This window comes from Streptomyces sp. 3330 (assembly GCF_031456635.1).
Classification (GTDB): Bacteria; Actinomycetota; Actinomycetes; order Streptomycetales; family Streptomycetaceae; genus Streptomyces.
This window is the reverse complement of the sequence record NZ_JAVDVA010000024.1, coordinates 47640-71679: the sequence shown is the minus strand read 5'-3', so window position 1 is coordinate 71679 and position 24040 is coordinate 47640. Positions and strand designations below refer to the sequence as shown.

The 24040-nt window shown below is 71.4% G+C and carries 21 protein-coding genes; 7 read left to right on the top strand and 14 right to left on the bottom strand.

Annotation, left to right across the window (positions count from 1 at the left end; all coding sequences use genetic code 11):
- The first annotated feature begins 67 nt into the window (after positions 1 to 67).
- Complete coding sequence (locus J2X68_RS31825) at positions 68 to 1522, top strand: WGR domain-containing protein (RefSeq protein ID WP_310436063.1); 1455 nt, start codon at positions 68 to 70, stop codon at positions 1520 to 1522.
- Positions 1523 to 1581: 59 nt separating this feature from the next.
- Here the strand turns inward: J2X68_RS31825 and J2X68_RS31820 are convergent, their stop codons facing one another.
- From J2X68_RS31820 to uxaC, 9 genes are all read right to left on the bottom strand, one after another.
- Entirely contained in the window at positions 1582 to 1809 is a 228-nt protein-coding gene (locus J2X68_RS31820) for a hypothetical protein (RefSeq protein ID WP_310436062.1), read from the bottom strand.
- Between the two features lie 230 nt (positions 1810 to 2039).
- The gene (locus tag J2X68_RS31815; protein ID WP_310436061.1) at positions 2040 to 3125 is read right to left on the bottom strand and encodes a tartrate dehydrogenase; all 1086 of its coding nucleotides are present in this window, start codon (positions 3123 to 3125) and stop codon (positions 2040 to 2042) included.
- Between the two features lie 115 nt (positions 3126 to 3240).
- Complete coding sequence (locus J2X68_RS31810) at positions 3241 to 4140, bottom strand: LysR family transcriptional regulator (RefSeq protein ID WP_310436060.1); 900 nt, start codon at positions 4138 to 4140, stop codon at positions 3241 to 3243.
- Positions 4141 to 4164: 24 nt separating this feature from the next.
- Positions 4165 to 5325 (bottom strand): glycerate kinase, encoded by a 1161-nt coding sequence (locus tag J2X68_RS31805; RefSeq protein ID WP_310436059.1) that lies wholly within the window; start codon positions 5323 to 5325, stop codon positions 4165 to 4167.
- Positions 5325 to 6755: a C4-dicarboxylate transporter DctA gene (dctA, locus tag J2X68_RS31800; protein ID WP_310436058.1), complete on the bottom strand. Its 1431-nt coding sequence runs from the start codon at positions 6753 to 6755 to the stop codon at positions 5325 to 5327. Before dctA ends, J2X68_RS31805 begins: the two co-directional genes overlap by 1 nt.
- Before the next feature lie 261 nt (positions 6756 to 7016).
- Complete coding sequence (locus J2X68_RS31795) at positions 7017 to 7256, bottom strand: hypothetical protein (RefSeq protein ID WP_310436057.1); 240 nt, start codon at positions 7254 to 7256, stop codon at positions 7017 to 7019.
- A 376-nt stretch (positions 7257 to 7632) separates the two neighbouring features.
- A complete protein-coding gene (locus J2X68_RS31790; RefSeq protein ID WP_399041322.1) occupies positions 7633 to 8130 on the bottom strand; it encodes a hypothetical protein in 498 nt (165 codons plus the stop codon).
- 77 nt (positions 8131 to 8207) lie between these two features.
- Entirely contained in the window at positions 8208 to 9611 is a 1404-nt protein-coding gene (locus J2X68_RS31785; RefSeq protein ID WP_310436056.1) for a mannitol dehydrogenase family protein, read from the bottom strand.
- Positions 9608 to 11029 carry a glucuronate isomerase gene (gene uxaC, locus J2X68_RS31780; protein WP_310436055.1) on the bottom strand — a complete coding sequence of 474 codons (1422 nt, stop codon included), beginning with the start codon at positions 11027 to 11029 and terminating at the stop codon, positions 9608 to 9610. Before uxaC ends, J2X68_RS31785 begins: the two co-directional genes overlap by 4 nt.
- Positions 11030 to 11130: 101 nt before the next feature.
- Between uxaC and J2X68_RS31775 the strand changes: the two genes are divergently transcribed.
- A complete protein-coding gene (locus J2X68_RS31775) occupies positions 11131 to 12450 on the top strand; it encodes a lactate racemase domain-containing protein (protein WP_310436054.1) in 1320 nt (439 codons plus the stop codon).
- Between the two features lies 1 nt (position 12451).
- Positions 12452 to 13708 carry a nickel pincer cofactor biosynthesis protein LarC gene (gene larC / locus J2X68_RS31770; protein WP_310436053.1) on the top strand — a complete coding sequence of 419 codons (1257 nt, stop codon included), beginning with the start codon at positions 12452 to 12454 and terminating at the stop codon, positions 13706 to 13708.
- Between the two features lie 65 nt (positions 13709 to 13773).
- Here the strand turns inward: larC and larB are convergent, their stop codons facing one another.
- The 4 genes from larB to uidA form a co-directional block, all read right to left on the bottom strand.
- Positions 13774 to 14460 (bottom strand): nickel pincer cofactor biosynthesis protein LarB, encoded by a 687-nt coding sequence (gene larB, locus J2X68_RS31765; RefSeq protein ID WP_310436052.1) that lies wholly within the window; start codon positions 14458 to 14460, stop codon positions 13774 to 13776.
- Positions 14453 to 15310, bottom strand: a complete 858-nt coding sequence (gene larE, locus J2X68_RS31760) for an ATP-dependent sacrificial sulfur transferase LarE (RefSeq protein ID WP_310436051.1) — start codon at positions 15308 to 15310, stop codon at positions 14453 to 14455. The genes larB and larE overlap by 8 nt, the downstream gene beginning before the upstream one ends.
- 110 nt (positions 15311 to 15420) lie before the next feature.
- Positions 15421 to 16845, bottom strand: a complete 1425-nt coding sequence (locus tag J2X68_RS31755) for a glycoside-pentoside-hexuronide (GPH):cation symporter (protein WP_310436050.1) — start codon at positions 16843 to 16845, stop codon at positions 15421 to 15423.
- Complete coding sequence (gene uidA, locus J2X68_RS31750) at positions 16838 to 18622, bottom strand: beta-glucuronidase (RefSeq protein ID WP_310436049.1); 1785 nt, start codon at positions 18620 to 18622, stop codon at positions 16838 to 16840. The genes J2X68_RS31755 and uidA overlap by 8 nt, the downstream gene beginning before the upstream one ends.
- A 137-nt stretch (positions 18623 to 18759) precedes the next feature.
- On the opposite strand from uidA, the gene J2X68_RS31745 reads away from it, so the two are divergent.
- From J2X68_RS31745 to J2X68_RS31735, 3 genes are all read left to right on the top strand, one after another.
- Positions 18760 to 19818, top strand: coding sequence for a LacI family DNA-binding transcriptional regulator (locus J2X68_RS31745; RefSeq protein WP_310436048.1), 1059 nt, complete (start codon positions 18760 to 18762; stop codon positions 19816 to 19818).
- A gap of 126 nt (positions 19819 to 19944) precedes the next feature.
- Positions 19945 to 20253 (top strand): hypothetical protein, encoded by a 309-nt coding sequence (locus J2X68_RS31740; RefSeq protein WP_310436047.1) that lies wholly within the window; start codon positions 19945 to 19947, stop codon positions 20251 to 20253.
- Between the two features lie 673 nt (positions 20254 to 20926).
- Entirely contained in the window at positions 20927 to 21400 is a 474-nt protein-coding gene (locus tag J2X68_RS31735; RefSeq protein WP_310436046.1) for a DUF5994 family protein, read from the top strand.
- Positions 21401 to 22380: 980 nt separating this feature from the next.
- Here J2X68_RS31735 and J2X68_RS31730 read toward each other — a convergent pair.
- Complete coding sequence (locus tag J2X68_RS31730) at positions 22381 to 23196, bottom strand: SAM-dependent methyltransferase (RefSeq protein ID WP_310436045.1); 816 nt, start codon at positions 23194 to 23196, stop codon at positions 22381 to 22383.
- A 306-nt stretch (positions 23197 to 23502) separates the two neighbouring features.
- On the opposite strand from J2X68_RS31730, the gene J2X68_RS31725 reads away from it, so the two are divergent.
- Positions 23503 to 24036 carry an AAA family ATPase gene (locus J2X68_RS31725; protein ID WP_310436125.1) on the top strand — a complete coding sequence of 178 codons (534 nt, stop codon included), beginning with the start codon at positions 23503 to 23505 and terminating at the stop codon, positions 24034 to 24036.
- Positions 24037 to 24040 lie beyond the last annotated feature (4 nt).

Genomic DNA, 24040 nt, shown 5'->3' with positions numbered 1-24040 from the left:
GGGCCTACGGTTCAGGCAGTGGGACTCGCCGGAACGGCCGCGGGTCCACCCTGGGGAGGGGTTTGTCATGGCTACCGGTTCCAGCACGGTGTCGACGACGTATCTGGAGCTGTCGCAGGACGGCGGCGGAGCGCACAAGTTCTACGAAGTGGTCGTCGACGGCGTGGTGGTGACCGTGCGGTACGGGCGGATCGGCGCCGCCGGCCAGCTGCAGACGACGACGTTCCCCACCGTCGAGAAGGCCCGGGCGGCCGCCGCGCGGAAGGTCGGCGAGAAGGTCCGCAAGGGATACGCCCCGGCCGTCGCCGGACAGCGTCCCCCGCGTGCGGTGACCCGCCGTCAGGTCGCCTCGGCGCCGTCCACCGCGCGGGCGGTGGCCCCGGTGCTGTGGCGGTTCCGCACCGGTTCCTCGGCGTTCGGCATCCATGTGGACGACGACCGCTGCTGGGTCGGCAACCAGTCCGGTGACGTCTACACCCTGGACCACGAGGGTGGCGTCCTGGCCCGCTTCAGCCTGCCGGACGGCGTGAAGTGCCTGGTCGCCGACGACTTCTGGATCTACGCGGGCTGCGACGACGGCAAGGTCTACGACCTCTCCTCGAAGCTGCCGTTCGCGGCGTACGACATCGCGGCGGACGTCGACATCTTCTGGCTGGACATCCACGAGGGCCTGCTGAACGTCTCGGACCGCGACGGCCGGCTCACCGTCATCGACCACGAGGACGAGCACCAGTGGGCCCGCCGCAGCCAGGGCGAGCACGCCTGGATGGTCCGGGCGGACGACCGGGCCGTGTACCACGGTCACCACCGGGGCGTCACCGCCTACGCGCCCGACGGCGGCGGCGAACTCTGGCACACCCCGACCAGGGGCGGTGTCCTGTTCGGCTGGCAGGAGGAGGACGCCGTGTACGCGGGAACCGCGCACAAGGTGGTGCAGCGGCTGTCGAAGACGACCGGCGCGGTCGAGGCCACGTACGGCTGCGACAGCGCGGTGTACTCGTGCGCCACCTCGCCCAACGGGCGCTTCGTGTTCGCGGGTGACTCCTCGTCGTCCGTCTACTGCTTCGACCGGGACGGCACGCGCCTGTGGAAGCTGGGCACCGGCGGCGGCTCGGCGCTGTCCATGCAGTACCGCGACGAGCGGCTGTATTTGGTGACCACCGACGGCTCGCTGGTGTGCGTGGACGCGAGCGAGACGGCCATCGCCGCGGCGCAGCAGGGCACGGTGCCGGTGGCGCGTGACGTCAAGCTCGCCGAGGCGCTGCCGACGTACGCCCCGGCCACGGCCGCGGCCACGGTGGCGACCGTGACCCGGGCGCCCTCCGGAGCGGTCGTCGTCGAGTGCGTCCAGGAGGCCGGCCGGGTCCGGGTGCACGTGGTGTCCGACGGCTACGACACGTCCTGGAACGTCCAGTTCCCGCGCGAGATACGCCAGCCCGGGGCACGGTACGTGGTGGACGCCCTGCACACGGCGGCCGGTGGCTTCTACCGGGTCCGCGGTGACATCCGACGGCTGGTCTGACCGCCCGGCCCCTGCCCGGCCCCGCACACCGGCCGGCCGTGTTCACCGGTCGGCCCCGCTCACCGGCCGCTGCCGCCCCGGGCGGCGACCGGCCGTGCGGCCGGGGTGACCGCACCGGAGGGACGCCGGCCCAGCTCCGGCGCGATCAGGTGCCGGACGTCGTGCGGGATCTGCTCGTAGTCGCCCCGGTGGAACTCGTACGGCAGTTCCAGGCGCAGTTCCGACACGGCCGACACCACGGGGTCCGCGGCCAGCCGTTCCAGGATCTGCTCCGCGGTTCCGACCACGTCCGGCGCGAACAGACTTCCAGGTACGGAAGCGAACGAGACGGGTGACCGAGCGTTCGCCCCTGAGAAGGTCATTCGCCGCCTACGGGATGAAGGCTCTCGGAGTATGGCAGGGACGAGAGTCGCATCCAGGGCCTGCCCTGGACAGACGCCCTCCAAAGCTGCCGGTGCCGCCTGCCACCCCGGGGGTTCCGGTCCGTGGTGGCAGGGAATCCCCTCCTCGCTCTCCGTCAGGCGTTCAGCGCGTCGATCAGCGCCTTGACGACGTCCTCGGTCGAGGCGTGGCCGCCGACGTCACGGGTGAGAACGCCCGCGGCGGTCGTGGCCTCGATCGCCTTGTTCAGGCGGGCCGCATGGTCCGGCAGCCCGAAGTGCTCCAGCATCAGGGCCGCGCTGCCCACCGCGCCGATGGGGTTGGCCAGGCCCTGGCCTGCGATGTCCGGGGCGGAGCCGTGGACCGGCTCGAACATGCTGGGGAAGCGGCGCTCGGGGTTGAGGTTGGCGCTGGCGGCCAGCCCCAGGCTGCCCGCGAGGGCGCTGCCGAGGTCGGAGAGGATGTCTGCATTGAGGTTGGAGGCGACGACGACGGAGAGGTCCTCGGGCTTCAGCACGAACTTCGCCGACATCGCGTCGACCAGGACGCTCTCGGTCTCCACGTCCGGGTAGTCGAGCGCGACCCGCTTGAAGACGTCGTCCCACAGGACCATGCCGTACTGCTGGGCGTTGCTCTTGGTGACCGAGGAGACCTTCTTGTGGGCCCGGGTGCGGGCCAGGTCGAAGGCGAAGCGCATGATCCGCTCGCAGCCCACCTCGGTGAACAGGGCCGACTGGACGGCGACTTCACCGCCCGGCCCGCGACCGCCGAGGTTGCGGCCGCCGAGCCCGGCGTACTCGCCCTCGCTGTTCTCCCGCACGACGACCCAGTTCAGCTCGGTGTCGTCGGCCTTACGCAACGGACTCTGCACGCCGGGCAGGAAATGCACCGGGCGGACGTTGGCCCACTGGTCGAAGTTCTGGCAGATCCGCAGGCGCAGGCCCCAGAGGCTGATGTGGTCGGGGACGCTGGGCCAGCCGACGGCGCCGAAGTAGATCGCGTCGAAGTCCTTGAGCCGGTCGAGGCCGCCGTCGTCCATCATCTTGCCGGTCCGCTCGTAGTACTCGCAGCCCCAGTCGAACTCCTCCCACTGGAAGGCGAAGGCACCGCCGGAGTCCTCGGCCAGGGCGTCGAGGACGGCACGTCCTGCGGCGACGACCTCCTTGCCCACGCCGTCCGCGGGGATGGCGGCGATACGGAACGTACGGGGTGAGGTGGTCATTTCTTGCCCTCCGGCTCGCGGTCGTGCGGTCGTTCTCGAGTCAACACACCGCCGTCGCCGCCCGTCCAAGACCTGCTTTCGATACGACGTATAGGCGTGGCCGATCGGTCCCGCGTCAGGCGAGGCGTGCCCGCCGCTCCGCCAGCGACCTGGTGAGTGTCAGGAAGGCACGGGCCGCAGGTGTGAGATGCGCGGGCAGACTGACCATCGCCACATGGAGGTGGGCGGTCGGCTCGATGGGGGCGACCACCGCCCCGCAGCGGCGGGCCAGCCGGGTCCAGGAGGAGGGCAGGACGGCGAGGCCGACCCCGGTCAGGACCAGCGGCAGGATCGAGGTGCGGTGGTCGACGACGGCCACGATCTCCGTGCCGGCGCCGCCCGCGGTGACGTCGTCCACGATGCTCCGCATCAGGCTGCCGGTGCGCGAGGCGATGAGCTTCTGGCCGGCCAGCTCCTCGGGCCGGATCTCGACGCCGTCCTCGATCGCCCCGCCCGGCGCGGCGACCACCACGAAGGGCTGGTCCTCGACGTGCAGGACCTCCAGCCCTGAAGGATTGACCGGGCTCGACGAGCCCAACAGCCCCAGTTCGCAGGCACCGCTGCGGACCAGGGCCACGACCTCGTCTGGAGTGAACGCGGCCTGCGTGCTGACCGTCACCGAGGGGTGCAGCTCGGCGAACCGGTGGATGAGGGTGGTCAGCGGCTCGATGCCGGGCGAGGGCATGGTGGCGAGCTCGACGGTGCCGCCGTGCAGTCCGGCGAGCGCGGCGGCGGTGTCGCGTACGGCGGCCAGATCGCGCAGGACGCGGCGGCTGGGCTCCAGCAGTTCGGTGCCCGCCTCGCTGAGGACGACCCCGCGTCCGACTCGGTGGAAGAGGGCCACTCCGAGGTCGGCCTCCAGGTTCGCCATGGCCTGCGACAGCGACGGCTGGGCCACGTGGAGCGCGGCGGCGGCCTTGCTGAAGCCGCCGTGCTCCACGATGGCCAGGAAGTACTCCAGCTGTCGGGCGTCCACGGTGCCTCCGCCTGCTGATCCGTCCTAGTGCAGCGCCAATGTATCCACCGGACCCCCGTCTTCGATCCAGCGCTCGGCGAGCGTCCGTCCGCACTGCGCGAGCAGCCGGGCGGACAAGGCGCTGTCGTGCGCGCAGTCCTCGTCGGTCAGATCCGTCAGCGCCTGTACGGAGCGGAAGTAGGCGGCGGTCCGTTCGGGGGGCAGGATGCAGCGGCCGGCGACGGCGTGCACCGCGACACCCTGGCGCCGGGCCACCCTCGCGAGGGCGACCGGCAGCTTGCCCGACAGGGACTGCTCGTCGAGGCTGCCTTCCCCGGTGACGACCAGGTCGGCACCCGCGATCAACTCGTCGGCGCCCAGCAGGCTGAGGAAGTAGCCGGCGCCGGAACAGACCCGGCCGCCCAGCAGGAGTCCGGCGTATCCGAGCCCGCCGGCCGCCCCGGCCCCGGCGGTGCGGGCGAGGCGCGCCGCGTCCGGCACTCCGGCTGCCTCCAGCCGTCGTACGAAGTGGGCGAGGGACGCGTCCAGCTCGCGTACGTCCTTTTCGGTGGCGCCCTTCTGGGGGCCGTAGACGGCGGCCGTGCCTGCCGCTCCGAGCAGCGGATTGTCCACGTCGGTGGCGAGGACGAGGTCGACGCCGGCGAGGGCGGTGTGGGCCTCCGACAGGTCCACGGTGTGGAGGTCGGCGAGGCCTTGGCCGCCGGGGCCGATCGGGGAGCCGTCCTCGCGGGTCATCACCGCGCCGAGGGACTGCAGCAGGCCGGCGCCGCCGTCGGTGGTCGCGACCCCGCCGAGGGCGAGGACGATGGTGTCGGCCTCGCCCGCGAGCGCATACCGGAGGGCCTGGCCGATGCCCCGGCTGGTGGCCGTGAGCGGCGCCTTGCGCCCCTCCCGCAGGACGCCGAGGCCACAGACAGCGGCGGCCTCGACCAGGAAGGTACGGCCATCGACCGCGACGGGAGCCGTGAGGGGTGCCCCCGTCGGCCCGGTCACGGTGACCGTCTCGGCGCGGAAGCGACCCGCGCAGGCGGCGGCCACGCTGCCCTCGCCCCCGTCGGCCAGGGCGAGCCGGGTCACGCGGGTGTGTGGCGCGGCTTCCCGCAGCCCGCGCTCCAGCGCGCGGGCCACGTCGTCGGCGGTGAGGGACCCCTTGAACTTGTCCGGGGCGATCAGGACAGAGGGCATCAGGAGGCCGCCTCGGCCGCCTGGGGCGTGGGCTGCGCCACTGCAGAGCGATGCTTGTCGAGTTCGACGCGGGGCTCGGCCTCTGGCTCGAACTCGGCCTGACTCGTCAGGGGTGGCTCGCCTGCCCTGCCGGCCAGCACCAGCCGGGCCCGCTCCAGGTCCAGGCCGTTCTCCCACCGGGCGACGAACAGGGTGGCGACGGCGTTGCCGAAGAAGTTGACCAGGGCCCGGCACTCCGACATGAACTTGTCGATGCCGAAGATGAGCATGATGCCCGCTGCCGGCACAGACCCGACCGTCGAGAGGGTCGCCGTGAGGGCGATGAACCCGCCGCCCGCGACGCCCGCCGCTCCCTTCGACGTCAGCAACATGACGGCCAGGAGCCCGAGTTGCTGCCCGATCGACAGGGAGGTGTCGGTGGCCTGGGCGATGTAGAGGGTGGCCAGCGAGAGGTAGATCGCGGCGCCGTCGAGGTTGAAGCTGTAGCCGGTCGGCACCACCAGACCGACCGTGGACCGCTCCGCGCCCATGAACTGAAGCTTGCGCATCAGGCCGGGCAGCGCCGGCTCGGCGGTCGAGGTGCCGAGGATCAGCCAGAACTCCTCCTTGAAGTAGCGGAAGAGCTGGAAGATGTTCAGCCGCACGTACAGGGCGAGCACACCGCCGAGCACCACCACGACGAACAGGGCCGAGGTGATGTAGAACAGCACGACCAGCGAGCCGAGGCTGGTCAGCGTGGAAAGACCGAACTTCCCGATGGCGTACGACATCGCGCCGAAGGCACCGAGCGGCGCGGCCTTCATGACGAAGGACAGGACCTTGAACACGACCTCGGTCAGCCTTCCCACGGCCGCCGTGATCGGCTCGCCGGTCTTCCCGACCAGCTTGATCGCGATGCCGAAGACGACGGCCAGGAAGATGACCTGGAGGATGTTCCCCTCGACGAACGGGCCGAAGAAACTGTCCGGCACGATGTTGGTGAGGAACTCCCACCAGTGCTGGTGCTCACCCGTCTCGGCGTACTGGCTCGCGTCGCCCGACGTCTGCAGTGTGGACGGATCGGCGTGCACGCCGTCGCCGAGGCGGAAGATATTGATCGCGACGAGGCCTGTCAGCAGCGCCACGATCGTGCCGACCTGGAAGTAGGTCAGCGCCTTGATGCCGGTGCGGCCGACCTTCTTCAGGTCCGCGACACCGACGATGCCGCCGATGATCGTCAGGAAGACAATCGGGCCGATCAGCATCTTCATCGCGGTGATGAACGTCGAACCGATCGGCTCCATGGCGGTGGCCAGATCCGGCCACCCCCAGCCCAGCACGATGCCGATCACTATTGCCACCAGCACCTGGACGTACAACTGCCGGTACCACGGCTTGGCCGCGATACGCGCGGCCTGCCCGGCTCGCTCGTTGCCCGGGGTATGCGTCATTGCAGCCTCCCTGATCGCGCGGTACCGAGCCCGATCGGTACCGCGCCAGCTTTCGCCACAGTGAACCGGGCACAGATGAGGGGGTCCACGACCAAAAATCGATGCCCTGTATAGGCGGTGCCTATCTGTTCTGTCCCTCTGGACCGCGGCACGCCGGCCGGTCCCGGAATGAGCTTCGCCGAGGCCGCATCCAGTGGACCGCCGGCGTCGCGCTGGGCCGTGGGAGACCCGGCAGACTCACCTTCCGCGCACCATCACCGGTCAGAACTCGTCGTGATCGTCCGGCTCATGCCCGACACGGCGATGGCGTCTGTCGCCGACGATGGCCATCTTCTCCTCGGTGAGGGTGCATCTGAACACGTCCAGGTTGTCGCGCCGGCGCTGGGGGCGCCGGCGCCGCGGCACCGGTACGGCGCCGAGCTGGACGTGCCGGCGAGGGATCACCTGGGCCGGGGTGACACCGTGGGTCCGGGCGGCATCGGTGACACCACGGTCGTTCATCAGGCCCTTGCCGCGGCCCGGCGGGCTGTAGCAGACGGTGGCGATGCAGCGCTCGGCTGCAGGGCGCGCAGATTGTCCTGCGGGAACCTGGGGTGCATCTCGATCTCGTTGACGGCGGGCGGTGCAGAGACAGCCACCCCGCCCGCGCTGCTTTCTGGGATGGCGCGCGCCTTGTGGCGCCGACCGTCCGCACACCTGAGCGGACTTCAGCGGCCGTCTCCACGGTCGGCCCGGCCGACCGGATCGAATGAGCGACGGTGGTGTTCCCGGGGGAGGGAGCCGCTGATCGGCAGCGCGACCGAGCGTTCTACCACCGGGCGGACGGGCGCCGGTGTCCCGCCTCGGCAGAGCACCGGCGATGGGGCCAGGTCACCGGTCACTCGCCCACATACAGGTGGCGTCGCTCCACGGATGCCACTACCACCCCGCCGGAACCCCCGTAGAGCTGTCGCCATGCCCGTAGCCCCGTCCCCAGGGCGTATTCCCAGTCCGCGGTGCCGAGGTGGGGAGCGGCGGGGGCGGTCAGCCGCGTGGCAGCCGTGACGAGATCCGGGTCCAGGAGGTTCTCCACGTCGGTGTTCAGCCGGTCGACGGCGAAGACGTGGGCGAGTGCGGCGGCCGCCAGTTCGGCGGACTCGCCGTCGGCGCCGACGGGGTCGTCGGGGAGCAACGCTCCGGGGCTGAGGCGTTGCAGCGTGGGCGACCAGCGCAGACAGACGGCGTTGGCCAGGAAGAACACGGGGAGGTAGCGATAACCCGGGACCGTCGCCGGGGACTCGGTGTACGGGTGGCCCAGCACGCGTCCGGCGTGCAGCAGTTCCGTCACGCGGTGTCCCGAGCCGTCCACGCGTTCCCGGAATTCGATGCGGTACATGGGTAGCTCCTGGTGAGGGTGCGTGGCCGGCCCGCGGAACTGCGGACAGGGGTGCTTGCGACGCGGCTCTTACTCGTTCACCACGCGAACCCTTCCTCGGCGCACGCGGTCACGCCAGCGCAGAGCTCCTCGTCGTGCGCCAGGGCGGGGTCGAGGTGGCCGAGGACTCGGCGCGCGGCTTCGGGGAGCGGACCGCGGGCCGCGGCGGTGACGGTGTTCGCCGAGATGTCCTTGACCGGTGCACCGACGCCCCGGAGGTGGAGCAGCCACGCCGCGATCACTTGTACGGCGGCCGGCGGCAGCCGGCCCTCGGCGCGTTCCGCGCGCAATACGGGCAGCACGCGGACCGGGAGCTTCTGCGAACCGTCGGTGGCGATCTGGGCGAGGGTATGCCGTATCCGGGCGTTGGCGAAGCGCGTCAGCAGGGCTTCCTGGTAGGCCGCGAGGTCGGCCGGGGGGAGCCGCAGATGACGGGAGGCCTCGGCCCACCACCGGGTCAGACGGTCGCGGCACCGCGGGTCGGCGACCGCCGCCGCCACTGTGTCGTGTCCCAGCGCGGAGCCGGTGTAGGCGAGGAGCGAGTGTCCGCCGTTGAGCAGCCACAACTTGCGCTCCTCGTGGTGGGACACGTCGGAGACCATCCGTGCGCCTGCCTTCTCCCAGGCGGGACGTCCTGCGGGGAACTCCCCCTCCAGCACCCACTCGGAGAACGGTTCGGTCAGCACCGGCGCGGCGTCCGCGCCGCCGGTGACGGTGCGCAGCGCGGCGATGTCCTCGTCGGTGGTGGCGGGCGTGATGCGGTCCACCATCGTGGTCACGTACGACGCGTGCCGGGCGGCGGCGACGAGGTCGGGCCGCCCGGTCGCCTCGGCCAGTTCCCGCATCACGTGGCGCAGCACGCGGCCGTTGCCGGGCAGGTTGTCGCAGGACACGAGGGCGACCGGTCCGTGGCCGGCGGCCTGGCGCGCCGCCAGGCCGCCGAGCAACCGGGCGGCGGCGGTGCCGACGTGGGCCCGCGCGTCCGCGCGCAGCGCGGCGATGTCGGCGACGACGTCGGCGCGACCCGTGTCGAGGACGGGGGCGTCGCCGCCGCGGGTGTAGCCGGCCTCGGTGACGGTCAGGGTGACCACGGCGAGCCGGGGCCGCTCCCAGTAGGCGAGCCAAGCGGCGTGGTCGCCGCCCGGATGCGCGGCCGAGAGCGAACCCACCACTTCGTGACGGTCCCGGTCGGAGCCCCGGGTGACGAGGGTGTAGAGGCCGTCCTGGGAGGCCAGCGCGTGGGCGAGGTCGGGGCGACGGCCGGAGAAGGCGGCGATGCCCCACTCCGCGGCGTCCGGAGCGCGGTCCGTGTACCAGGCCTGGTGGGCGCGGAAGAACCCGCCGAGCCCGAGGTGGAGGATGCGGACAGGGGCGGCCTGCCGGGCGTCGCGGTGGTGGGACCGGGACAGGACCGGTACGGCGGTGCCGGGGGCGCAGTTCACAGTTTGAACGCCTTACGAGGGTTGACGGTCACCAGCTCGGTCGCGGTCTCGAACGCCTCGTCCTCCGTGAGGCGGTGCTCGGCGACGAGTCCGGCGAGGTATCCGCAGTCCAGACGGCGGGACATGTCGTGGCGGGCCGGGATGGAGCAGAAGGCGCGGGTGTCGTCGACGAAGCCGGATGTACGGGTGAATCCCGCGGTCTCGGTCACCGCGCCGCGGAAGCGGCGGATGGCGTCCGGCGCGTCGAGGAACCACCACGGGGCACCTGCGTACACCGACGGATAGAAGCCGGCCAGCGGGGCGATCTCCCGGGAGAAGACACTCTCGTCCAGGGTGAACAGGACGAGCCGGAAACCGGGACGGGTGCCGAAGCGCTGCAGCAGGGGGCGCAGCGCCCTGGTGAACTCGGCCCGCACGGGGATGTCGTGACCGGTGTCAGGGCCGTACCGGTGGAACGTGGCAGCGTGGTGGTCGCGCAGCACGCCTGGGTGCAGGGTCATCGCCAGGCCGTCCTCGCAGGACATCCGGGCCATCTCCAGCAGCATGTGCCGACGGAAGGCGGTGCTCTGCGCCTCGTCCGCCTCACCCGCGAGGGCGGCCCGGTAGATCCGGGCGGCCTCGGCGGGCGGCAGCGGGTCGGTTCGTACGTCCGCGTGGCTGTGGTCGGCGGAGGTGGCGCCGTGCTCGACGAAGTGGCGGCGGCGGTCCCGCAGCGCCCGCAGGTACCCTCCGTAGTCACCGGTGTCGACGTCAGCGGCCTTGCCCAGCCGCGCCATGTTCTCGGCCCAGTCCGCCCGGCCCGGCTCCAGGTAGCGGTCGGGGCGGAAGGTCGGCACGACCCGTCCTCGCCAGCCGGGGTCCTCACGGAGTTCCCGGTGCGCCGCCAGGTCGTCGCACGGGTCGTCGGTGGTGGCCAGCACCTCGATGTTGAAGCTCCGGAAGAGGGCACGGGGCCGGAAGGCGTCATCGCCGAGCCGCTCGGCGATCTGGTCGTAGATCCGGTCCGCGCTGTCGGTACCCGGCCGTTCCGTGACGCCGAAGATCCCGGCCAGTTCCGACTCCAGCCAGTGGCGTACCGGGGTGCCCCGGAAGACGGCCCAGTGCTCGCAGAGCCTGTGCCACACCGCACGCGCCTCGGACTCTTCCAGGGGCCCTCGGCCGACCCCCAGCTCCTCCAGCGGCACACCGTCGGCGTGCAGGAGCCGGGTCACGTAGTGGTCCGGGGTGATCAGCAGGCTGGCCGGATCGCTGAACGGTGTGTCGTCGGCCAGCATCCGGGCGTCGACATGACCGTGCGGGGAGAGGACCGGCAGCTCGCGCACACTGTCGTACAGCCGGCGTGCGAGCGCGCGGACCCCCGGATCGGCAGGCAGCAGCCGGTCGGGAGAGAGGTGAAGGGGAGTGATGGAACCTGGCATGAGGTGGAGTGTCGGACGTCCGGGAGCCGGACAGCAACCGGTTGCCGTGAGTTGCCCCGCGCGTTTGCCAGTCAGGGCGGGACCGTGGTCGGCTGGCGGTCATGACGACGCTTCCCACCCCGATCGCCGGCGCGGCCGGTTCCCTGCCCGCGGCGCGCATCGGGGGGCCGGACGAGGTCCTGTCCGAGGAACGGCTGCGGCGATTCGTGGGCGGACAACTCGCCGGTGAGGACCTGGACGGGCGCAGCGTCTGCCTGGTGGTGCCCGACGGAACCCGCAGCTGCCCGCTGCCGCTGCTGCTCTCCGGCATCCACGCCGCCCTCCACGGACGGGTGAACCGGCTGACCGTGCTGATCGCGCTCGGCACCCACGCTCCCATGGCCGAGCCCGAGCTGGCTGCCCACCTCGGCTACCAGGAGGGGCGGCTGGAGGAGACCTATCCCGGCATGACGGTCGTCAACCACGAATGGTGGGAGCCGGCCGCTTTCGCGTCGGTGGGCACCATCCCCGCCTCCCGGGTCGAGGAGCTCTCCGGAGGACTGCTCAGCCAAAAGGTCGACGTGCGGCTGAACCGGGCGGTCGTGGAGCACGACGTCGCGCTCGTCGTGGGACCGGTGTTCCCTCACGAGGTGGTGGGCTTCTCCGGCGGCAACAAATACTTCTTCCCCGGTGTGGCCGGCCCCGAGATCATCGACGTCTCCCACTGGCTCGGCGCGCTCATCACCAGCGCCGAGATCATCGGCACCCGCGGCATCACCCCCGTACGGGCCCTGATCGACGAGGCCGCCGCGCTCGTCCCCAGCCGCCGGCGGGCGCTGTGCGTCGTCGCCCGGTCCGGTACGGGAGATCTGCACGCGGCCGCGTACGGCACCCCGGAGGACGCCTGGTCGGCGGCGGCCGACGTCTCCGCCGAGACCCATGTGCGTTATCTCGACGCTCCAGTGCGGAGGGTACTGTCGCTGATGCCGGCCAAGTACGACGACATCTGGACCGCCGCCAAGGGCTTCTACAAGCTTGAACCGGTGGTCGCTGACGGCGGTGAGGTGATCCTCTACGCCCCGCACGTGACCCGGATCTCCGAGATGCACCCAGAGATCGAACAGGTGGGATACCACTGCCGTGACTACTTCACCGGGCAGTGGGACCGTTTCAAGGACCTTCACTGGGGCGTCCTCGCGCACTCCACCCACCTGCGCGGGGCCGGCAGCTGGGACCCGGAGAACGGGGAGCGCTGCCGGGTGACCGTCACGCTGGCCACGGGCATCCCGGAGGACGTCGTCCGCGCCGCCAATCTCGGTCACCTCGACCCCGCCGAAGTCGACATCGCGGCGTACGCCGCGGCCCCGGACACCTTGGTGGTGCCCGAGGCCGGCGAGGTCCTGTACCGGCTGCGACAGCCCGGCGCGGGCGGCGGGCACTGAGATGCGGACGGCATGGCTCGACGTGTCCGCGGGCGTCGCCGGCGACATGCTGCTCGGTGCCCTCCTCGATGCGGGCGCCCCCCTGGACGGCGTGCGCGCAGCAGTCGACGCGGTGCTCCCGTACACCGTGCGGCTGACCTGCGAACAGGTCACCCGGGCCGGGCTGCGCGCCACCCGCGTGCGGGTCTTGGCCACGGCTACCGACCAGCCGCGCCGCACCTGGCGCACCATCCGGGCCCTCCTGGAACATGCGCCGCCGGCTCTGCCGGAGCAGGCGCGCGGAAACGCCCTGGCCGTCTTCGCCCGGCTGGCCGAGGCCGAGGCACATGTCCACGGGGTGGACCCGGAGAAGGTCCACTTCCATGAGGTCGGTGCCTGGGACTCGGTCGCCGACGTGGTCGGGGTCTGCGCCGCTCTCCACCTGCTCGACGCGGGCCGGGTCGTGGCCAGCCCCCTTGCTGTCGGGGCCGGCACGGTTCGGGCCGCCCACGGTGAGATCCCGGTACCCGTCCCCGCCGTCGCCCGGCTCGCCACCGGCTGGCAGGTCTTCGCCGGCGGCCGGGGCGAACTGGCCACACCCACCGGAGCGGCGCTGGTCACGGCCCTCGCCGAGGAGTGCTCGGACCTGCCGCCGATGCGCCTGGAGGCCACCGGAGTGGGTGCGGGCACCCGCGACATTCCGGGGCGGCCCAATGTGGTCCGCGTGCTTCTGGGCACCCCCGCCCCGGATTTCGGCGACACCGCCGGGCCCGGAGGGGACGTCGTCCTGGAAGCGAACGTGGACGATCTCGACCCCCGCCTGTGGCCCGGGGTGCTGTCGGCGCTGCTGGCGGGGGGCGCCTCGGACGCGTGGCTGGTGCCGGTGCTGATGAAGAAGGGGCGGCCGGCCCACACGTTGTGCGTGCTGGCGCCGTACGGACGGGCCGACGCGCTGCGCGACACGGTGTTCCGGCAGACGAGCACCCTCGGGGTGCGCGAGCACCGGGTGCGCAAGACGGCGCTGGAACGGGGCTGGTGCGGCGTCGACGTGCTTGGCTCCCGGCTCCCGGTGAAGGTCGGCCACCGCGACGGGAGAATCGTGCAGGCCACCCCGGAGTTCGAGGACGTCGCCCGGCTGGCCGCCGATCTGGGCCTGCCGCCCCGGGTGGTGCTGGCCGAGACCGCCGCCGCGGCGGCGGACCGCGGCCTGACGCCCGGGGCACCGGTGCCGGCGGGGCTGGGGCGCCGGGAGCCGTACGGCGAACCTGCGGCGGACTGATCCGTGAGGCCCGCCGCGGAATCGCGGTCAGGTGTTCAGGCGTACGGCGCTGTTAGGTGTGGGGGCTATTCTCCGCCGGGTGCCGCGATCTGCGCCGCGAGGTGCCCGGCCCCGTAGCCGTTGTCGATGTTGACCACGGCGACGCCCGGGGAACAGGAGTTGAGCATCGACAGCAGCGGCGCGAGGCCACCCAGTGCCGCGCCGTACCCGACGGAGGTGGGTACCGCCACCACGGGGGCCGCGATCAGGCCCGCCACCACACTGGGCAGCGCGCCGTCCATGCCGGCGGCCACTACCACGACTCGGGCCTCGCGCAGCCGGTCGAGGTGGGCCAGTACCCGGTGCAGACCTGCCACCCCCACATCGACCACCAGTTCACAGGAGCGGCCCAGGTGACGGGCAGTGAGTTCCGCCTCGCGGGCGACCGGCAGATCGGACGTTCCCGCTGCCAGCACCATGACCCGGCCGCCGGAGGGCGCCGGAGGCTCGGGCGGCCAGACCAGCAGGCGGGCCTCCGGATCGTGCCGGGCATCCGGCAGTTCGGCCAGGACGGCGGCCGCGTGCTCCGCACCGGCCCTGGTGAAGAGCGTGCTCGTGTTTCGGGACCGCACCGCCGCCGCGATGGCGCCCACCTGGCGGGCGGTCTTCCCTTCGCAGTACACCGCCTCCGGGTAGCCTCGCCGGACGGCCCGGTCGTGGTCGAGCCGGGCGAAGGCGGCCAGCTCCGTCGGCGGTGTCCAGGCCTCAGCCATGCGACACCTCCACCAGCGGCAGGGTGAACGCACCGGACTGGATACCCGCCAGATCCACCGCCACCATCCGGAACCCCGCGTCGCGCACCGCTGTCAGCAGCTCCTCGCGCAAGGGGCCGGCGGCCCGCGCGATCTCCACGATCGGCAGTTCGATCCGGGCGACGTCCCCGTGGTGCCGCACCCGGCAGTCGCCGAAGCCGAGCCGGCGCAGGGACGCTTCGGCATGCTCGATCTGGGCCAGTTTCCGTGGCGACACCTCCTCGTGGTGCGGGACGCGGGAGGCCAGGCAGGGCGCGGCGGGCTTGTCGGCGCACGGGAGCTCCAGGGCGCGGGCGATCCGCCGGACCGCCTCCTTGCCGAGGCCGGCGTCGGCCAGCGGCCGCAGCACCCCGTGCAGGACGGCGGCGCGGCTGCCGGGCCGGTCGGGACGCCGGACATCGTCGGCGTTTTCGCCGTACGCGACGGCGGTCAGCCCGTGTGCCGCGGCGACCTCGTCGGAGATCCGGGTGAACAGTTCGTTCTTGCAGTGGAAGCAGCGGTCGGGGCCGTTGGCCCGGTAGGCCGGCAGTTCTCCCTCATGGGTGACGACCTCCACCACCTCGGCGCCGATGTGCGCAGCGACCCGGTGGGCCCCGGCGCGTTCGTCGGCGGCGAGGCTGGGGGAAACGCCCAGCACGGCGGCGACCCGGTCGGCGCCCAGCGCGCGCACCGCGAGCGCCAGCAGGACGGAGGAGTCCACCCCGCCGGAGAAGGCCACGGCCAGTCTCCCGGTGCTGGGCAGCAGAGCGCCCACCCGGTCGGCCGCCAGGGCGTCGGCTCCCGTGAGACGCGCGTTCTCCACGACTGTCATGCGTGCTCTCCTTCGTTCCTGCGCGGTGCGTGCCCGGGCAGCGGCGGGCGATGCCCGGGTGTCGAGTGTGCGGGGGCCGCCGAGCCGCCGCCGCCATGGTGTTGGTCGCGTCAGGCCGTGCTGGGTTTGTCCGTGGGACCGGTGGACGTGGCCGTGCGCTCCCGTTCGGCCAGATCCGCGAGGATCTCCCGGAAACGGGCGTCGCTGAGCGGGTACCACCGCATCACCAGAGCCGCCACCAGGGCACAGAGAGCGGGCACCACGCCGGCGGCCAGTCGGATCGAGGTCAGCGCGCCGTCGGACTGCACCGCGGTGGTGCCGGAGTAGCCGCCGAAGGCGAGGAGGTACCCGAGCGCCGCGCCGGCCAGCGCCTGGCCGATCTTGCGGGTGAAGGAGAACACTGCGTATGTGGCTCCCTCCGCCCGGTGGCCGGTGCGCCACTGCCCGTACTCCACGGCGTCCGCCTCGAAGCTCATCGTCAGCGTGTTGAGCATGTTCAGGCCCAGGTTCATGGCCACCCAGGCCACTACAGGCAGGGCAACCGGCGCGGCCGGGGCCAGCACCACTCCGAGACCGCCGACGCAGGCCAGCCCGGCACCCCAGGAGAACAGGGACTTCTTGCCGAACCGGCGCACCAGTCGCGGTCCCAGTGGCACGATCAGCAGCAGGGTGGCCGCGCTGCACAGGTTGAGCACCAGGTAGAGGCTGGAGTCGCCGAGCACGTCACGGGCGTAGTAGGCCGCGATGCCGATCATCGTCGAATAGCCGGTGAGGAAGACCAGTGTGCTGAGCGACAGCAGCAGCAGTGGGCGGTTGACCCGCAGCACGGACAGGGTCTGCCGCAGAGACACCTGCGGCCGGTCGCGTCGTACCGTCTCCCGGGCGGTGCAGAAGGTCAACAGGTAGAACGCCATGCCGAGCGGTACGAAGCACCAGGTCAGCGTAGAGAACAGGCTCTGCATGTCGACCTTGCCGAGCTGGGAGCCGACGAGTGCGCCCAGGGCGATGATCACCGTGACGGCGCCCATGCCGCGGGCCGCGCTGAGCCGGGTCCGCTGGTCGGGCGCCTGGGTCATCACGGTGGCCAGCGCGCCGTAGGGGATGTTGACAAGGCTGTAGGCCAGACCGATCAGCGCGTACGTGACGTAGGCGTAGAGCAACTGGAGGCCGGAGGACATGTGCGGGACGTGGAAGAGGGCCACGTTGAGGAGCAGCAGGGGCAGGGAGCCGAACAGGATGAACGGGCGGAACTTGCCCCAGCGGGTCTGCACCCGGTCCACCAGGCGGCCGGCCACGAGGTCGGCGACCGCGTCCCAGGCACGGATCACCAGGAACATCGTGCCCACCGCCGCCGGGCTCAGCCCGACCACATCGGTGTAGTACAGGAGCAGGAACATCGCGGAGAACTGGAAGGCGACGTTGTTCCCCGCGTCGCCCGCGCCGTAGCCGAAAACTCGGAGGAAGCTCAGGCGGTCCGTCGGACCGGCGCTCAGTGCCCCGCTCTCCGGCCTTCGGCGGGCTTGCGTCTCAGACATCGTTCCTCCAACGGCGTCGCACGGAGAACGCGGCGCTCTTCGGACGCCGGTCGCGGGTGAACAGGCCCTTGCGGTTGCCGTCGACCCGGCCCGTCTCGGGGCGGGTGGCGAAGTCGGCGAAGTTCCAGATGTGCTCGCCGACAACGGCGTCGACCCGGTCGAACACCCGGTGGTACATGGCGAGGAACCGCTCCTGGTACTCCTCGGACCACGGCACGTCCAGCACCGTGTGCAGCCCCGGCAGGGTGTCGACGCCGTACTCGGTGACGATCACCGGTTTGCGGTGCAGATCCGCCCAGTCGTTCAGCTCGGCCTCCAGAGCGGTCTCGGCGGCGGCCAGGTCTCCGGCGTGGACGTACCAGCCGTAGTACCGGTTGATCATGACGACGTCGGCCAGCTCGGAGACCAGGCAGGCGCGCGCCGGGTCGTGCATGACGTTGGCGAAGCCCACCGGACGGGTCGGGTCGAGCCTGCGCGCTTCCTCGAACAGCGGAGCGAAGTAGTCCCGGGCGGCGGGCACCGCCGACTCCGGTTCGTTGGCGATGCTCCACAGGACGACGCTCGGGTGGTTGCGGTCCCGTTCGATCAGCTCGCGGACGGCGCGCAGATGGGTGCGCCGGGTGTCCGGGCCGATGGTCTCGCTGGTGTAGGTGGTCCGGGCCGGCCCGTGCCCGGCGATCGCGGGCAGCTTGAGGTTCATGCCGACGGCCGCCGTCTCGTCGATGACGACGACGCCGTGCCGGTCCGCGTACTCCAAGACCTCCTCGGCGTACGGGTAGTGGGCGGTGCGGAATGAGTTGGCGCCGATCCATTCCATCAGCTCGAAGTCGTGGACCATGAGCGCGTCGTCGTGGCCCTTGCCCCGTACCGGCGCGTCCTCGTGCTTGCCGAAGCCCTTGAAGTGGAACGGCTCGCCGTTGATCAGGAACTGGGTGCCGCGCACTTCCACGGTCCGCACACCGACCGGCAGCACGTAGGAGTCGGCCACCTGACCGCCGTCGTCGAGGAGCCGGGCTTCCAGGGCGTAGAGGTAGCCGTCGCCGGGCGCCCAGGGGTGGACGTCCGGCACCCGCAGCACACCCTGCGCGCCGTCCGCGGAGGCAACCTCGATGCCTTCCGCGTCCCGCAGCACGACCCGCGCACAGCCGTCCCGGCCGTCCCCGCGGCGCACCGCGTAGCCGACCGTGCCGGTGGTGCCCTCAAGGCCGGTGTCGACGGTGATCCCGCCGATCCACGTGGCCGGGGTGGAGCACAACCAGACCGAACGGTGCAGGCCGGCGTAGTTGAAGAAGTCGTGGAAGTAGTGCTGGCGGCGGCCCCGCGCCGTCTCCTCGACATGACCGGGCGGCACGGAGGTCCAGGTCAGCTCGTTGTTCACGACCACGGTCACGCGGACCTCGGCCCCCGGGGCCGCCAAGGCGGTGATGTCGGCTTCGAAGGGCGTGTAACCCCCCTCGTGCTCGGCCACCAGGGCGTCGTTCACCCAGACCGCGGCCCGGTGGGTGGCGGCGTCGAAGCGGAGCACGATGCGCTGTCCCGACCAGCCGGCCGGGACCCGCACCATGGTCTGGTACCAGGCATCGCCTACATGATCACGTACGGTGATGTCCGGAACGACGTCGTTGTAGCTGGCGGGTACCGGCATCTCCCGGGCCTGGGGCAGCCGGGAGCGCCACCAGCCCGCTTGGCGCCCGGTGCCTTCCGGATCGAGGCGGAAGGCCCACAGGCCGTTGAGAGACCTGCGTTCTCGCGTCGAGGTGTCCCGGGGAGGAAGCATGGGGGCTCCTAGGCTGCGCGGCGACGATGCCAGCGTTTCGAGGTGGATACCGAGACATTAAGCTGCTGCGAAATTCTGTCTGGCAAGCGGTTGCCACCAGTTGCCGCAGTCCAGCCCGACGAGCGGAGACGACACCCATGGCAGAGACCCCTGATTCGCCTGATGACGGCGAAGGCGGCACCCGGGGCCGCATCCGCCCGCCGACGATCTACGACGTCGCGCGGGCCGCGGGTGTCGCGGCCTCCACCGTGTCCCGCGCCTTCTCCCGCCCCGGACGGGTCAACGCCGAGACGGCCGACCGCATCCGGACCATCGCGGCTGAGCTGGGCTACCGCACCAACTACCTGGCCAGGGCGCTGCCCACAGGCCGGACCTCGATGCTCGCGCTGGTGACCTCCGACGTCACCAATCCCTTCTACGCCGAGATCATCCGCGGCGCGGAAGCGGCCGCCGCGGAGGAGGACTACAGCATCCTGCTGATCGACGCCCAGGAGGACGACCGGATCGAACGGCGGAACATCGAACGCGCGGTACCGAGCGTCGAAGGGATAGTGCTGGCCAGTACCCGCATGTCGGACTCGGCTATCCGGGTGATCGCCAAGCAGCGGCCCACGGTCGTGCTCAACCGCGACATCGCCGACGTGTCGAGCATCGTCACCGACAACCCGCACGGTGCCCGGCTGGCTGTGGACCACCTGGCCGGGCTCGGCCACCGGACCGTGGCCTACCTCGCGGGGCCGGAGTCCTCCTGGGTCGACGGGATGCGTTGGCGGGGCCTGCGGGAGGCGGCGGCCACCGGCCTTCGCATCCAGCGCTCCGGCCCCGTCCCGCCGACGGTCGCAGGGGGTGCCCAGGCCGTCGAGGAGATCCTGCGCGGCGGCGCCGGCGCGGTCGTCGCCTACAACGACCAGGTGGCCATCGGGCTGATGCGGGGCTTGCAGGCCGCCGGAGTGCGCGTCCCGGACGACATCAGCGTCATCGGGTTCGACGACATCTTCGTCTCCGACCTGGTGCAGCCGGGCCTGACCACAGTGGCGGCACCACTGCGCGCCGAAGGACACATCGCGGTGCGCGACGTACTCCGCCTGATCAATGGGGCCGCCGTCCGTGGTGACCAGCCGAAGACCCTTCCCGTGAAGCTGATCACCCGCCACTCAACTGCCCCGCCCCGGGGTTCGAGACGAAAGAAAGGGTGATGCCCGTGACACCCGTCGCACATGCACGGCCCTGCGCAAGGGCCTCCGGCGGATCACCTAGACGCCTGGTGGGTCGGGAACACCGAGCACAGCCGCACCCGCCTGCGAGCCTTCCTCAGTTGGGCAATGCAGAGCCGCCGCTGCCGACGCGCCCTCTCCATCCCCACGATGAAGGTCTCCCGGCGGGCCACGCTGAGCGAGGACGAGCAACTGGACGTACTCGGCCGGCTCCTGACCGACCCCGAGACACCGATGCGCCTCCGTCTTGCCGGCGCCATCGTCCTGCTCTACGCGCAACCGCTGACCCACATCGTCCGACTGACGGTCGATGACGTGCTCCACGAAGGAGAGACCACGCTGCTGCGACTCGGGGAGCCCGCTTCACCCGTCCCCGCACCAGTCGCAGCCCCTACATGGCGGACCGCGACAACTTGAACACCGCGACCCAGCAGGCATCCCGCCCGCTCTTCCCTGCCCGACGGGCCGGTCGGCCGACCCGTCCCGACCACCTGTCCGCGCTACCTGGCGAGATCGGTGTTCCGGGCGCTGCCGCCCGCGTTGACTTGCGCACGAGCGCCTCCAGCAGGAGTCGTATTCGCCGCGCTCGACCACGATCCACGTCCCGGACCGCTCGTACGCCGACTGCGGCTCCTGGGGAGCTGCCCGAGGCGGGAAAAGGCGGCGAAACAAGCCGGGTAGTACCAGGGTGTGCCCTGTCGGCCCTCACTGTGCGATGGCGGAAGGCGTATCCATGGAGAGGACCCCAGCGGTGCTGCGCAGGAGCGCGGGATGCTCTTGAAGCACCTGACCCGTTGGACACCCTGGACACGGCTCAGGGTGGCAGAGCCTTCTTGGGGGAGACGGTCATCTGTGTGTCCCTGGCCCGGCGCTCGCAGCCCCTGGCCAGGGACATTCCAGCGTCTGTCGTCTTCCCGACCGGTGCTGCCGTGGTCGCGTACCCGATTGGGGTGTGCGGGCCGGACGGGGCGGAGCCCGTGGGAGTAGGCTGAAGTCACCGGGAATATTGCGCCGGTGCCGTGCTGGTGCTGTTTTCGGTGGACATCAAGGCCGGGCCGGTTCAGACCGGACCTGGAGGCAGGTTCACGTCATGGAACCGACTGCCGATCATTTCCCGCTCACCGTGGTGGGCTCTTCTCCATCGCTGCCGGTCCGGCTTTCGCTGGCGCCGTACGCAGCCGTCCCGGGTGGATTCGACGGAGCCTGGTGGCCGTACTCCCGCAGTCTCGTCGCTGAACTTCCCGCTCTGGTGGAAGCGATGGACGGGGTGGGCAGCATCACCAGGGTCATTCTGGGGATCGGGCTGTGGCCCGAGATCCCGCACCAGATTCCCGTCCGCGGGCACTTCGTGACCGCGGGCTGGTTCGTGTCCGATCACGAACAGCATGAGATCACGCTCTGCTCCTATCGTGACGGGTTTCGCACGCTGCTCATCGTTCCTCCCGCGACGGAGCCTGACACCGCCGCCTGGCTGATGAACACGCCCGTACCGGTCGACGGCAGCAGCACCGCCACCGAACTCCTGGCCCTGGCAACGGCCCGCTTCGACATGCCCGACCGGTGATCCTGACGGATCACGGCGTACAGATCGACCCTGCGGCTGCGAGTTCTCCAGGAGCCCCCAGCGGGATCCTGCGCAGTCGGCCCGGCGGTGGCGGCGTACTGACGTCCTTGCTCTGCGCAATGATCCGGTCGGCCTCGAGGGGGCGCGAATCTGGCGCGGGGCGACGCCGTTGAGGGGCCACGCCAGCACCTCGGCCGGCTCGCGCCGCATGACCATGGCGCCCCAGGGGGTTCTCCTCCGCCGGCCGGTCCTCTTCCAGGACGCCGGCGAGAAGGACGTCCGCCTCAAGGGCGCGTTCCAAGGCATGAAGGAGCGGGGGAGCGGTGGAGGAGCTGCCTCAGCCGGTGCCTGAGGGTAAGCATCTGTCCGACAGGCACGGCGGTGAGCGGCCGGCGACCGGTCTCCCATCCTGCGATCGTGTCCGCGCCGACCCGGGGGAGGTCTGCGGCTTCCTCCTGGGTGTGGCCGAGTTGTTCCCGGCCACCCGTAGGACGTAGCCGCTGATCAGCCGGACCGGACGCGTGGAGCTGAACCCGTACCGCTGGTCAGGGTTTCTCGGTGCCTCGGCAGCATGGTCCGCCCCATCCCGGTGGGTGGCTGATGACCAGCTCACACGAGCCATCGGACAGGCCCCGGGGCCGGTCATCGGTGCCGTGAGCGCGTTCACCCTCCGATGGGGGGTGGACTTCCCGGGAGGGAGTGCACCGGTCGGCACACCTCCCCGCGGCGGCGTGTCTCCGGCAGGGACTGGAGCCCCGTCTCGGTGACGATCAGGGTGTGGCTCACCCGCAGCCGCGTCGCGATCGGATCCGGTGCCATCCGCCGGCCGCGCATCCGCGGCCACTGCGCATCCGCCTGCACCCCGTGTTCGGTGTTGCTGAGACTCCGCCGCACCGGCCGTGACGGCGGGTGCGGCGGAGCGGCGACGGCGCAGGCGGGACGCCGCCCGTCCGGCCAGGAGGACGGCTGCGCCGATGGGGCTACGGCTTGCGGCCGAGGCCGCCGTGTTCGGCGATGACCTCGGGGGCCGGGGAGGTGGCCTCCGGGCGCCAGAGGGGGACCGAGACGACTCCGGGCTCCAGGAGCTCCAGGCCGTCGAAGTACGCCGTGATCTGGTCGACGGTGCGCAGGTTGTACGGGACGGCCCCGGTCTCGTTGTAGGCGTCCTGGGCCTCTTCGAAGACCGGGTCGATGCCCCGCGAACCGTCGTTGACGGAGAGGTAGCTGCCGGACGGCAGTGCCGCCATCAGGGTCGTGACGATGGACCGGGCCCGGTCGTGGTCGGCGACGTGACCCAGGATGTTGCTGAGGATGAGCGCGGTGGGGCGGCTGAAGTCCAGGGTCTCGGCGGCGCGCGCCAGGATGCGCTCGGGGTCCAGCACGTTGGCGTCGACATAGGAGGTCGCGCCTTCCGGGGTGGAGTAGAGCAGGGCGCGGGCGTGCGCCAGGACCAGCGGGTCGTTGTCGACGTAGACGATCCGGGTCTCGGGGGCGAGCCGCTGGGCGACCTCGTGGGTGTTGTCGGCGGTCGGCAGACCGGTTCCGACGTCCAGGAACTGCCGTACGCCCGCCTCGGAGACCAGGTAGGTGATGTTGCGGCGCAGGAAGGCGCGGCTGCTGCGGGCGATGGTGACGATGCCGGGGAACACCGCGGTGTACGCGTCACCCGCCTGCTCGTCGACGGGGTAGTTGTCCTTCCCGCCCAGCCAGTAGTTCCAGATGCGGGCCGAGTGCGGCACCGAGGTGTCGATCTTCTGATGTGCCGCTGATCCGGGCGTGGTCACGTGGTCGGTCATGAGGGGCGTCCGTCTTTCGGCCGAGGCGTGGGCAGTTCGAGCCACAACTTACGTCCCAACGACCCTGGTACGTACACCCGTTCACATTTTCGGTCGGTTCGAACAGTGCACGGGTGTGAAACTCCGGGTCCACGGGCCCCTGTCGGGCGGCCCGGCCGAACCCGTCCGGCGTGTCCTTGCACATCTTCAGGATGCCCGGCAACTCGCCCTGTGCGTAAGGATGGTGAAGCCGCCGGCTCTTCGGCGGCGCGTCGCGGCGCTTCGCCGGGGTGGGAGGTGAGCCGTGCCGGTAGCGTGGCCGCCGTGATGGTGGGCACCCCGGAGACCCGGTTGGTCGTGCTGCGCGGCAACAGCGCCTCGGGCAAGTCGGCGGTGGCGGCCGGTCTCCGCGAGCGGTTCGGCCGGGGTCTGGCCCTGGTCGGGCAGGACAACCTCCGCCGGGTCGTGCTGCGCGAGCACGACCGGCCCGGCGCGGCGAACATCGGGCTGATCGAGGCCGTCGCCCGCTACGCCCTGGACGCCGGCTACCACGTCCTCCTCGAAGGCATCCTCTACGCCGACCGGTACGCGGCCATGCTCGAACGGCTGCGCACGGACCACCGCGGCCCGACCCACGGCTACTACCTCCATGTGCCGCTCGCCGAGACCCTGCTGCGCCACGCCACCAAGCCGATCGCCCATGAGGTCGGCGAGGAGGACCTGCGTGCCTGGTACCGGGAGCTCGATCTGCTTCCGGGCTGCGTGGAGACGGTCATCGGCGCCGACAGCACGCTCCGGCGGACCGTCGACCGCATCCTGCGCGAGACGGGCCTGGACCGCCTTCCCGCCCGCGAACACTGACCCG